Annotated in this window: 11 protein-coding genes; 1 reads left to right on the forward strand and 10 read right to left on the reverse strand. The window is 47.1% G+C overall.

Annotated elements, in window-relative coordinates:
- Positions 1–308: 308 nt before the first annotated feature.
- From ACKKE8_RS17380 to ACKKE8_RS17400, 5 genes are all read right to left on the reverse strand, one after another.
- Positions 309–989, reverse strand: a complete 681-nt coding sequence (locus ACKKE8_RS17380) for a metallophosphoesterase family protein (protein WP_409174180.1) — start codon at positions 987–989, stop codon at positions 309–311.
- Between the two features lie 174 nt (positions 990–1,163).
- Positions 1,164–1,811 (reverse strand): nitroreductase family protein, encoded by a 648-nt coding sequence (locus ACKKE8_RS17385; protein WP_409174181.1) that lies wholly within the window; start codon positions 1,809–1,811, stop codon positions 1,164–1,166.
- A gap of 188 nt (positions 1,812–1,999) precedes the next feature.
- On the reverse strand, positions 2,000–2,320 hold the full coding sequence (locus tag ACKKE8_RS17390; RefSeq protein ID WP_409174182.1) for a hypothetical protein: 321 nt from the start codon (positions 2,318–2,320) through the stop codon (positions 2,000–2,002).
- 7 nt (positions 2,321–2,327) lie between these two features.
- Positions 2,328–4,880: a DNA topoisomerase IV subunit A gene (parC, locus tag ACKKE8_RS17395; protein WP_409174183.1), complete on the reverse strand. Its 2,553-nt coding sequence runs from the start codon at positions 4,878–4,880 to the stop codon at positions 2,328–2,330.
- Between the two features lie 2 nt (positions 4,881–4,882).
- Entirely contained in the window at positions 4,883–6,898 is a 2,016-nt protein-coding gene (locus ACKKE8_RS17400; protein ID WP_409179153.1) for a type IIA DNA topoisomerase subunit B, read from the reverse strand.
- 443 nt (positions 6,899–7,341) lie between these two features.
- On the opposite strand from ACKKE8_RS17400, the gene ACKKE8_RS17405 reads away from it, so the two are divergent.
- A complete protein-coding gene (locus tag ACKKE8_RS17405; protein WP_088907894.1) occupies positions 7,342–7,719 on the forward strand; it encodes a general stress protein in 378 nt (125 codons plus the stop codon).
- A 68-nt stretch (positions 7,720–7,787) separates the two neighbouring features.
- Here the strand turns inward: ACKKE8_RS17405 and ACKKE8_RS17410 are convergent, their stop codons facing one another.
- From ACKKE8_RS17410 to ACKKE8_RS17430, 5 genes are all read right to left on the reverse strand, one after another.
- The gene (locus tag ACKKE8_RS17410; protein ID WP_007718819.1) at positions 7,788–8,087 is read right to left on the reverse strand and encodes a DUF1292 domain-containing protein; all 300 of its coding nucleotides are present in this window, start codon (positions 8,085–8,087) and stop codon (positions 7,788–7,790) included.
- Between the two features lie 139 nt (positions 8,088–8,226).
- Positions 8,227–8,439 (reverse strand): hypothetical protein, encoded by a 213-nt coding sequence (locus ACKKE8_RS17415; RefSeq protein WP_409174184.1) that lies wholly within the window; start codon positions 8,437–8,439, stop codon positions 8,227–8,229.
- Positions 8,429–9,295 carry an ABC transporter permease gene (locus ACKKE8_RS17420; protein WP_409174185.1) on the reverse strand — a complete coding sequence of 289 codons (867 nt, stop codon included), beginning with the start codon at positions 9,293–9,295 and terminating at the stop codon, positions 8,429–8,431. Before ACKKE8_RS17420 ends, ACKKE8_RS17415 begins: the two co-directional genes overlap by 11 nt.
- Positions 9,292–10,224 carry an ABC transporter ATP-binding protein gene (locus tag ACKKE8_RS17425; RefSeq protein ID WP_409174186.1) on the reverse strand — a complete coding sequence of 311 codons (933 nt, stop codon included), beginning with the start codon at positions 10,222–10,224 and terminating at the stop codon, positions 9,292–9,294. The genes ACKKE8_RS17420 and ACKKE8_RS17425 overlap by 4 nt, the downstream gene beginning before the upstream one ends.
- Positions 10,218–12,446 (reverse strand): hypothetical protein, encoded by a 2,229-nt coding sequence (locus ACKKE8_RS17430; RefSeq protein ID WP_409174187.1) that lies wholly within the window; start codon positions 12,444–12,446, stop codon positions 10,218–10,220. Before ACKKE8_RS17430 ends, ACKKE8_RS17425 begins: the two co-directional genes overlap by 7 nt.
- Positions 12,447–12,448 lie beyond the last annotated feature (2 nt).

The following is a 12,448-nucleotide window of genomic DNA, read 5'->3' on the forward strand; positions in this document are numbered from 1 at the left end:
TTTCTAGGAGTGGAATATGGGCGACGATTAGAGTAACGGTCACATTGCAGCGAGTATAGCAGGGGAAATTGGTCATTGATTTGCAAATATTCACGTGGGCTAATATGATAGTAAACAATAAGAATATGAGTGATTTGGGAATATTTTACTATCCCATATATTAGAAGACAAGCCTTTAATTATTAATTTTTGCAATTTATTTAAATAAAATTCATTACAATATTACTCTGAACTTATCTTGACGCATATCAAAAAGGCTTTCACCCGCTCCTTGTAAAGAGAGGTGGAAGCCTTTCGTCCTTATTCTATTACTCTACCGAGTAAACCTTTCGGCTGGGCAGCTCCAAGCAATGCAGACGGCCACCGTATACGGCACCTCCGTCAATGCCGATGATTTTATTTTCACCGTAAAACACATCATGTTTACCGTGCAAATAACTGGTCGGTGTGTGACCAAAAACAACGGTCTTCTCACCCTGGTAGCCTTTATGGAACTCATCACGTATCCACATCAGCAGGTACGGGTCAGTCTCTGCAACCGGAGTCTCGGGATGTACACCCCCGTGAACAAAAATATAATCATCGGTTTCATAATAGCAGTCCAAGCCAGTCAAAAATTCCAGATGCTCTTTGACTGAAGAGGTGATTTCCAAGGTCTCCGGTGCGCCAGACTCCGTATCTGCTGCGGCATGACCATAGCTCGCCAACGTCTTTTGTGCGCCGTTTCGGAACCATCGTTCGATAAAAACAGGGTCTTGCTCGAATGATTTAACCATCATATGATCATGGTTGCCCATCAACACGATTGCCCCTTCTGCATGGAGCTGTTTCACCTTGTCGACGACCCCCTTCGACTCTGGTCCACGGTCTACATAATCACCTAGCAGGATCAATTGATCGTTTTGTGGATCGTACTGAACTTGCTCCATCAACGATTCCAGTTTCGCTAATTCCCCATGAATATCGCTGATTGCCAACAATCTTTTCATCCTACACCCTTCTTTCGCTCGTCTGCGGCTTCTCTTCCTGTACTGTCATGTCTCCCTATTGTACGCCCCATTTCACCTGATTGCCAGCATGTCTGTCCCTCGAAAGCTTACAAACGTGAAAAAAGCCCAGGCCCAAAAATCATATCAGGCCAAGGCTATTCCATTTCTCCATGCTTATTTACTCGGCATCTCATTCCAGAACGTAATCTCATCTACATCCAGGCGAGTAGTCGGATGACCTGGCTCTGCCGCTTTGCCAACTGCAATCAACATGACTGTTTCATATTGATCCGGGATTTGGAAAGCTTCCTTGAATTTCTCGCTGTTATAGCCTCCCATTGGCACGGTGTCATACCCTCTTGCCTTGGCAACGAGCATCAATTGCATCGAGACGAGACCTCCATCTACCAAAGCAATTTCCTTGATGATGGCTCGATCCCGATTCTCATAACGCTTGTTGATGTTGTCGATGAGTGTAGCTTTTACTTCCTCTGTCATGTAGCCTGCTTCTACCGCTTTTTTGTAAATGCTCCCGGCTTGCTTGTAGCCCTCATAATCAGCCAGGACTGCAATAATCGCCGCAGCCTCTACCACTTGCTTTTGGTTAAATGCGATGGGGAGCAGCTTCTCTTTCAATGGCTGTTCATCGATAATCAAAAACCGCCATGGCTGGAGGTTAGAGCTGGAAGGTGCCAAGGTCGCTTCCTTAAGCATTTCCTTTAGTTCATCCCGTGAGATTTTTGCTGTTGGATCGTAATGACGTACGGAACGACGCTCCCGAATGACGTCCATAAAAGCCTTTTGATCGATGACTTTTTCCATGATTCCATCCTCCAGTGGTAAGTATACCAATTTAGTAAGTTACTAACTTTATTACGCAACAACTCGTGTTCAAACTGTATCACATATTCCAATTCGCTGGCAATCTTTTTGTATGCAAAAAAAAACGCTTTGGCTAAACCGCTCACATCCTGTCATGAATGCAAGTGCGTCACCAAAGCGTTTATTTGTTAAACCGGAGAAAAAGCGGATAGAACGGCTGGCTGTCTCACGATGTCTCCATTCGGGAGCTCGACAACGAGATAGCCACTCGCTTCGTCTTCAGCTGCTTCCCAACTCAATGAAAAAGCTTTGCGGCTAAATGCTTCCTCTTCGTCCAGACAACCAAGCATCGTCTTCAATGTGTCTGACGTAATCGGTACAGGCACACTTGCTCCTTGCTCTTGTGGAAGAGAAAGCAGTTTCGGCGCGTCTTCGAAATATTGCACAGTATCGAGAAGCAGAGAAACCTGCTGCCAGCTTAGCGGTGAAACAAAGGCTTCAAACGCCATCTATTCATCATTCCTTTTTTTCACGATGATCTCCATCGAACAGGCTAGCCTGGACATTAGGCGTTTTCTGTTGTCCTGCTGTGCCAGCTCCGTCTCCTGAGCCTTTTGCAGTCGCTTCGTCCTTCGGTTCATCTGTCGGCAAAATGGTTTCAAAAGCAACTGCTTTTACTCCACCCTCCACCAGTTGTCGGCCGATGCCACCTTGCTCGTTGACGATCACTTGCTCTGTCTCGACAGGGGTCCATTCGTTCTGCGACGTCCAGGCATATACCGTTTCCTCGATGAACATCGCAACAAGCTCATGTGGATTATTTTTTCGTTTACGAATCAACTGTACGCCTTTGCCTGCGCGAGCCTGGAGTGGGATTGCAGCAATGGCTGTGCGTTTTACAACCCCTTCAGCCGTCAACAAGCTAAAGGCACGAGTATCGTCTTCCTCAATCGGAAGCATCGTGATCACATCGTCGCCAGGAGCAAGTGCGATTGCTTTTACCCCGCTCGACGCTCTACCCGTTGCGCTGACTTCACTGCGCTGGAATCGAATGCCCATGCCATCTTTCGTCGCACCGAGTATCGCCCCGGCTTCGTCAGCCACAAATACATTCACAAACTCGTCATCGTTGGCTTTCAGCTTCGCAGCTACCAACGCACTGGAACGATTCGTTTCGTATTCGGACAACGCCGTCTTTTTCATCAAACCATTTTTGCTTACATGGTATACATACAGCGGTTGTTTGAAGTTTTCTACGATCGTAAAACCAACGATCCGCTGATTCTTCTCCAACGGGATGATGTTGACGAGGGCGGAACCAATATCCTTCCACTTATCGTCCGGGAAGGCGTTGACCAGTGTGGCGAAGTATTTACCGTCCTGAGTAAAGAAGAGAGCAGTGTGAGACGTATTGGTCTCCATGAAATAACGGACACGGTCTCCCTCTTTTACTCCACAAGTCTCCAGCGTTCCCCCCACTGATTTGAAGGAGCGCGGGCTCGTCCGCTTGATATATCCTTCGTTTGTGAGAGTTACGATGCAATCCTCCGCATTGATTTGCATCGCGATATCGATTTTGATTTCCTCGATCTCGCCCTGGATTTCTGTCAGGCGCTCTTCTGCGTATTTTTTCTTGATCTCGTTCAGTTCGCTTGTAATGACTTGAATCAGCTTTTTCTCGCTTGCCAAAATCGATTTCAATTCCTCGATTTCTTTTGCCAGGGTAGCCAGTTCTTTTTCCAGCTTGACGATATCCAAACGTGTCAAGGAAGCGAGCTGAATGCTCAAGATTGCATCTGCTTGGTTGTCGGTAAAGCCGTATTTCTCCATGATGTTTTTCTTGGCGTCTGCACGGTCTTCCGAATCCATAATCGTATCCACGATCTGACGCAAAATGGACTTGGCACGAATTAAGCCTTCCACGATATGCTCGCGGCTTTGCTTTCGATTCAGATCATATTGGCAGCGATTCGTGACGACTTCTTTTTGGTGGTCGATGTACGCTCCCAACAAAGCCTTGAGTCCCATCTGGCGGATGGTCCCCTCATGAATCACGTTCATGTTGTAATTGTAATAGATTTGCAGATCCGTATTTTTGTACAGGTAGTTGAGAATCGCCTGCTCATCCGCTTCCTTGCGAATATCCACTACGATACGGACTTTTTTCTGCTCGGCCTCTTTGCGACCAGTTTCATCGCGAACCGCCAGTGCCCCCTCGATTTTGCGCTCCATTACGAGCTCATCGATTTGGCCGACTAGCTTCGACTTGACCACTTCGTAAGGGATTTCGGAAATGACGATTTTTTTGACTTTGCCGCCTTTTGGCTCCTCTACATGGGTCTTCCCGCGAATAATGAATTGGCCACGGCCTGTCTCAAACGCCTTGCGAATTCCGGACAGCCCTTGAACAATACCGCCTGTCGGAAAATCTGGACCTTTGACATGCTGCATCAGCTCATCCAGCGAGATATTCGGGTTCTTCATCTGTGCAACAGCCGCATCGATGACTTCGCCCAAATTGTGTGTAGGGATGTCAGTTGCAAAACCCACCGCAATCCCGGCAGCACCATTCACGAGAAGATTAGGAAACCGTGAAGGCAATACTGCCGGTTGTTGAGCGGAGTTGTCGTAGTTCGGGATGAATGTAACCGTATCCTTTTCAATATCGCGCAGTAGCTCATTGGCCAATGCCGACAGTCTGGATTCAGTATAACGCATAGCGGCTGGCGGGTCTGCGTCCAAGCTACCAAAGTTTCCGTGGCCTTGAATGAGCACCTGCCGCATTTTCCACCATTGCGCCATCCGCACCATTGTTTCGTAAATCGCCGAGTCACCATGCGGGTGATAGGTACCCATCACGTACCCGACCGTCTTCGCTGATTTCCGGTATGGTTTATCGTTCGTGTTGCCTTCTTGGTACATGGCATACAAAATACGGCGCTGTACCGGTTTTAATCCATCGCGAGCATCTGGGATCGCGCGTGAGAGAATAACCAGGTTGGCATAGTCCCCGAAGCGCTTCCCCATAATCTCCGCGAAGCTCTGCTTAATAATTTGATTGGACAGCATGCTTATTCATCCTCCCCCACTTCAAAGGTGACGTGGTTCTCGATCCACTCACGCCGTGGTGGGACTTTGTCACCCATCAAAACGGTTACCAGCTTCTCACAGTGAGCGAGGTCTTCCAGTTCAACCTTGATGAGCTTGCGCGTCTCAGGGTCCATGGTTGTTTCCCAGAGCTGATCAGCGTTCATCTCACCCAAACCTTTGTAGCGCTGCACTTCAGCACCGCGTCCAGCCTTTTTCAACGCCTGTTCCAGCTCGTAATCGCTCCAACAGTAGATCCCCTCTGTCTGCTTGCCCTTGCTCTGCTTTTTCACCTGATACAAAGGCGGTTGGGCAATATACAAGTGACCAGCTGCAATCATCGGACGCATGTAGCGGAAGAAGAAGGTCAACAGCAGCGTTTGAATGTGCGAGCCGTCAACGTCCGCGTCAGACATGATGATCACTTTGTCAAATGCACAGTTTTCGATGGAAAACTCTTCGCCAATATCGGTTTCAAGCACCTCTAGGATCGTGCGGAACTCTTCATTCGCCAATACCTCGGAAAGCTTTGCTTTTTCCGTGTTCAACGGCTTCCCGCGCAGGCTGAACAAGGCCTGGAACTCTGAATTACGAGCCTGTTTTGCAGAGCCACCCGCGGAATCCCCCTCGACGAGGAAGAGCTCATTGCGCTTGGAGTCTCTGTATTGCGGCGGAGTAAACTTTTCCGAAATCGATTTGCGCTTTTTCGCGGTTTTGCCTTTCTTGTCGCCGCGCAGTGCTTCGCGTTGTTTGCGCAGCTCTTCGCGAATTTCAGCAGAACGCAATGCCTTGTCAATCAGCAGCTTGCCTATTTCCGGATTTTCCTCGAGGAAGAAGCCTAGCTTTTCGGAAACAATCTGTTCTACGATTGCCCGTGCTTCTTCGTTCCCCAGCTTGTCTTTTGTTTGGGACTCAAACTGGACGTCAGCCATTTGCAATGACAATACACCGAGGAAACCTTCCCGCAAATCGTTTCCAGTCAAGTTCGGGTCTTTTTCTTTCAAGTACCCTTTTTTCCGGGCAAATTCGTTAAAGATCCGGGTCGTACCGTTGCGGAAGCCCGTAACATGTGTTCCGCCGTCCGTTGTTACAATCGAGTTGACATAGGACACCAGTGTCTCTGCATAGCCGTCATTGTACTGAAAAGCCAGCTCAACGTAGATATTGTCCTTTTCCCCTTCGAAGTAAACGATCGGCTGGAGCGTATTTTTCCCCTCGTTCAAGTAAGAAACGTATGATTTCAAGCCATCTTCGAAGTAAAACTCTTCCCGTTTCTTTTCAGGTCCACGCTCGTCAATCAAAACCATGCGCAGCTTTTTCAGAAGGAATGCCGTCTCACGAAAACGATCACGAATCGTCTCATAGTCAAAGCGAGCATTGCCAAACACCGCGTCATCCGGCAGAAAACGTACCGTTGTACCTGTCCGTTTGGTGTTCCCTGTGATTTCAAGACCGGTAACCGGTTTACCGACATACTCAGTACCATTTGCATCCACAACATACTCAAAGCGTTGCTTATGAATTTTGCCTTCCCGGTGGATTTCGACCTCAAGCCATTTGGACAAGGCCACAACGACACTGGAGCCTACCCCGTGCAAGCCACCACTTTTTTTATATCCGCCGCCGCCGAATTTACCACCGGCATGGAGCGTTGTAAAAATAACTTCTGGTACAGGTCGGCCAGTCTTGTGCATACCCGTTGGAATTCCGCGTCCATGGTCTTCCACACTGACACTGCCATCCTTGTACAAAGTGACGATGATGCTATCGTTAACACCGGCAAGCGCCTCGTCTTTAGCGTTATCTACAATTTCCCACAGCAGATGATGCAGGCCACGCGAGCCCGTGGAGCCTATGTACATTCCAGGCCGCTTTCGAACGGCAATCAAGCCTTCTAAGACCTGAATATCTTCTTCCGTATACGTTAGTGTTTGCTGTGTTTCTGTTTCCTTCAATCGCGCTCTCCCCTCTACTCTTCGGACACGTAGAAAAACGATCATGCCTTTTTTACTGATGGCTAGCGTCGTATTCACCTTTTTTGAAAAACGCCGAGACCCATGAGAGGAACGTTTTCCTAATAAAAGCGAACACTTAATCGCTATTGTACCGTATGGTTCCCATAGTATTCAACGCCAGTAGCAAAATGGGGCAAAAAAGCCACCTCGCCCCTAGCGAGATGGCCGATTCTTCTCAGTATTCCTCGTTTCTCATTTCGTTCTGTACATGACATGCATATTCCATTAATTAGTGTAGCACTAATGGTGAAGATTGGTCAAAACGAAAAACCAAAACATCTGTTTCCCTTTCTCTATTTCTCCCCCATCAGCGTAAATCCTGCTACTATCAAGGAAAATATGCCTCAGGTATTTCCATTCATCCGCGATTTGGCTTTGGGCATCCTAGTAAGGCATCGATTCCTGAGGCCAAAAAGGGGGGAATACTTTTGATCAGTGCTACCAAGCCGTTTGTCAAATTCCATAAGTATGATGCTGAGCTAGCTTCTGACGTTCATGCGTTAAATTCTGCCGGATACAACAGTGATGACATCTGGGTTTTGAAATGGAATCCTGATAAAAATCACTCCAATCAACGAAACAATTTTTATAAATACAGTACCCACTTTGAAAGTGCCGTGGGTCACATTGACAGCATGGCGCATTTCTTTGACAATGGCGGTAAAGAACTCCGTCAGCGACTCGAAAAGCTTGGTCTTACGAAAGATGAGTGCTCTGCCTTGGTTCGCGAGCTACAGGAAACAGACTACACCTGCCTTCTCGTTGTACGAGACCTTAAGGATAACATTATAAAAATGAATGACTGATCGACCGCAAGAAAAAGCCACTGCTTGGGTTTTAACGCCAGCAGTGGCTTGTTTCATTCATACCGGGATTACTTGTCTTCTTTAATGAGCTCGATGCCTTCCAGCACTTCGTTCAGCTTCGCGTAAACAGTGCTTTCCTCGTCCTCTTCCAATGGTACCATTTCGCCGCCGTCTACTTGGAACACGAAGATGTCCACTTCTTCATCTTCTTCGCTTTCTTCGTCTTCCACTGCTTCAGCCAAGGCAATATATTCTTTACCGTTCAGGTCGAACATAGCCAATACTTCGAAATCCCCCAACGGTTCACCATTTTCATCGTCCAATGTAATGATATCGCCCAACTCAAGGTCTTTGTTCTCTTCTGTCAATGTGTTCACGTCCTTATGCTGATATTCGTATTCGGTTCCATCATACCGTTTTTTTCCGGGAGAAGCAAACAGGCGAATAACTCTGTGCCTTCCCTGTCCACAAAAAACAACCTACCACGTAAGGCAGGTTGTTAGCTGATTACTCACTATACTCTTGAAGAACACCTTTTTCAAGCAAAAATGCTTCTTCTGCCTGAAGAATCGTCACGATCGCTTCACGTTTGACATACATTCCAGCAGATGCCAGACGGCTCTCAATCGCACGAAGCAGTTCTTCAAAATCAATGATCTGTACATCTTGATCGCTCACAAAAAAACCTCCCTTTTCCCATGCACTTTTTTTATTGTACACGAACAGGTCGTTTCTTCCAACTCCACCATTTTCGGCGGATTGGCTTTAACAAATAAGCGCTCCAGATGACGAGCACAAACGAAAGAACTACGTATACACATGAGAAAAACAACCACGGTGCAAAAGTGATGTCATCGGATTGATCGAATGACTCGCCTAAAATATCGAACAAAACGATGATAGGGTTCGTCCCTGCCAGCATCTGTAGCTCATACATGCTCCAAACATTTGAATTGACGTATCGTTCTGGATACGTTTGTTGCAAGGACTCACCGATAAAAAAGAACAGCAAGCCAGTACCTACCACAAAAAAGAAGGCAATTCCGTATGTGGTGACCGTCGAGATCGACGTTCGTTTAATCCAGGTGGAGCAGAACAACCCCAACGACCCGAGAAAAAACATATTCACCGCGAGAAAAAGGACGAGCTGGGCCATTTGTTCCGGGGAGACGCTTCCGTACAGCATCACGATACTGTACAAAGGCATCGAAGCAACCAAGAGCAGTGTGGAAAACGCCAAAGACGTAATGAGCTTGCTCAAAATAATCGTGCGCGTCGACAACTGAGTCGTCAACAAAATATGCAAGGTCTGGCGTTCTCTCTCTCCACTAATCGCTCCAGCAGTCAGAGCAGGTGCCACAAAGCAAATCATCGCATAGTGTATCCCCGCGGATATCAGAAACAAATCCCGGTTATCCCCTAACGATTCAGCCTTTAAGGGGTCCATGAGCAAAAAGCCCATCGGTATTCCCCCCATGACAAACAAGTAAACCGCTAAAATGAGCATGGTCTTTCTCGAACGGAATCTGTCCCGCATTTCTTTTACCAAAAGAGGATTGAACAAGAAGTCGCTCACTCCATACCGACTCCTTCCGTAATCGCTAAGAAGACGTCTTCTAAATCTTTCTTGGAATCGCCATAGTAGACGACTGCGACCTGCTCATCCAGCAGTTCTTGAAGCAATTCAGCTTTTTGTTGCTCCGTCCCTTGAAAGTAGAAGCGAAAGCCTCCCATATATTCTGTCAATTGATGTACATACGGAGAGCTCGCTAACAGAAGTCCCGCTTTGTCCAAGTTCCGCAGGGCTCTTAGTTGCATCCGACTTTGTCCGGTGTCCCGATTGCTGACCTCATGCACAGAACCATACGCAATTAATCTGCCCTTTTCAATGACACCAATATCATCACACAGCTCGGCTAGCTCCGGCAAAACATGGGAGCTGATAATAATCGTCTTACCCATTTCCCGTAGTTGTTTCATAATTTCGCGCAATTCGATACGAGCTCGCGGGTCAAGTCCTGACGCAGGTTCATCCAAAATCAGCACGGCTGGATCATGTACGAGACAACGTGCTAACCCCAGGCGCTGTTGCATGCCTCGAGACAAAGAATCGACGAAAGCGTCTGCTTTGTGAGACAAATTCACCAGTTCCAAAAGATCACCGACCAGTGCCCGTCTTTTAGAGGCAGGAATTTTGTAAGCCCCGGCATAAAACTCCAAATACTCCACTGCTGTCAAATTGTCATATACACCAAAAAAATCAGGCATGTAGCCAACAGACTGGCGTACACTCGCAGGATCTTTTCGAACATTGTAACCACAGACAAATGCTTCCCCTTCACTCTGTTCCAGAAGGGTAGACAAGATAAGCATCGTAGTAGATTTTCCGGCGCCATTTGGACCAATGAAACCGAACACCTTTCCTGGTTCGATGGAAAGGTTCAAATCCGTCAACGCTTGCAAATTGCCGTACCTTTTTCCTAAATGAACGGTTTCGATTACCATTTCCGCACCCCCTCTACCTGGAAAATTGGCTCTGGTAGAGCTAATCGCGACGTTCCATTGTGGGAAAAACGAAGCAATAATGTTTGATTTGGTGTCAATATTTGCTGGAGGTCATTATCGAGGACAAGTCTCGTCCCGCGCTCAACAGGTATCCACCTACCGCTCTTTTGGTGGAAGTATTCGATCCGGAAAGGCTTGAATGAGCTGTGATTCAGCGGTACCGTTAATCGTTTCATATTGATCGCCGCTTTATCTGTACGCAATTCAAATGTAATGCTACCCTTTCCAAGCTGCCAAATGTATCCGGTACTATCGAAGTCCCCTGTCATTTCATACATTTCGGCATCAAGCAAGCCATATGGAAAAGTCACTAGACCTTGTTCATTCGGCTGGAATTGAATAGGCTGTTGAATGACATTCCAGTAATGTGCTTGATGAGGCACCTGCATCGTCATCAGAGGGAGAGGCTCTGTCGTTGTGCCGATGATACTTACCTGATTCCCCTCTTCATATTCAACGACTCTTTCCTTCATTTCTTTGATTCGTTCTTCCATCGTTTGCAATTCGTTTGTTGCTTGTGGCTTTCTTGGCATAAACAAGGGCTCCAGCACACTGTCAATCTGCTTTTCTTCTCCCTTTTTCAATGGTCCAAGCGGAATTCGCTGAAATCCAATTTCAATATAAGTCTGATCGTAGGCAAACTCCGTATTGTTCTTCACGTGCCCTTGCAGACGATTCTCATTGATTCGCAAGGAAGCATCAAAAGCTCCCATGTCGTGCTTTACCCCGATACCGATTGCCTGTTTCGGTGTCAAATAGGGAAGATTGCGGAAAGAGAGAACCTCATCGCCATCCATTAGCCCCTCTGGTCGATAATCATTTCGTCCGACTGTCAAGGGCAATGCAACGATCGAAGGTTCAAGCTGAACATCGTATTCGTTTTGATCCACCCCTAAAAACGTTGCGGCTGAGCGAACATGAGCCAGAGACTCATCTAATATGTCGATCTTGGTTACGGCGTAGCTGGTACTCGTTTTCACAACAGCAGGCTTTCCAACCGCGAATATAGCGATGGTCAAGAAAATTCCTCCAACCGGGATGACTCCCCACGCCCATTCAGGTTTTCTCATTCTTTTCAGAACGAAGTATGTCAATGGTGCGAGTACAATTACATATCCGCCCCACAACGCCACCATCCAGATCGGGGGAGGAGTCTGTACTTCAGGAATCTTCTTGCTCAAGTCAAGAAAAGGCCGTGTCATTTGATCCATAAAAAGCTTCTCTTCAAAAATCTTCTTGGCGCCATGCTGGATCATTGCATTCTGCCACAGTTGTGGATTGAACTGCCACGATGCCAACGGTTCTGCTGTCACATCATAGTTTACAAATAGCAGCAGCCCTCTGCCGTACGATTTTGACACAAACAAGGGCAAGTCATGGTTATACACACCGATACTGCCATTTGGCGCGACTTTCGCAATGTCATACCCACTTAATGCTTGCTGTAGCTCGACATTACCAGCTTTTCCGGCATCCACTGGGAGGATATCTGCAAAACGCTGGATCATCCCATCTTGATTGGGACCTGCGGAAACAACCACGATCCCTCCCAGTTGGATCCACTCCTTGATCGCTGCCATCTGTTGATCATTAATCGTGGAACCACTATTGCCTGCCAGCGCTAACATGTCTATGTTTTCGTAAATCCACGATTGATCAGGCAACATTTGCTCCGTGAGATTTTGAACGGACAAGGGGCGATTCATTTTGGATTGTGATTGATTGACGGCAAGGAAATGAAACGCATTGCCCTCTTCGCTGATCACCCCAATGGTGCGCCCGTCTGTTGGATAAGGGATACGCAGCTTTTCGCTTTTGACAACTTGACCGTTTTGCGTCACCTGGACGTACCAATCATCGAGCAATATTTGGGAAGGCATATCAAAGTACACGGTTGTACTCTTTCCTTGCTCGAGCTTTATTGGACGCCGAAGCTTATATTCATTATTTTTTTTGACTTGTCGCTGCGATAACTCTACAGCACCTGTGAAATCCTGTTCTTGGCTGGTTACCTTTACGTTTAGTCTCATCCATGATTCATATTTGACGATACCACTTAAAGGTATCTCGAATTGTATGTCTATGTTGCTCTCTGCCATAGCTGGGCGTATCGAAAAGCTAAGCCATGTGATGACAAAGATTAACACCCATTTCCATCTCATGC

This window comes from Brevibacillus fortis, from assembly GCF_046196545.1.
In the GTDB taxonomy this organism is placed as follows: domain Bacteria; phylum Bacillota; class Bacilli; order Brevibacillales; family Brevibacillaceae; genus Brevibacillus; species Brevibacillus fortis_A.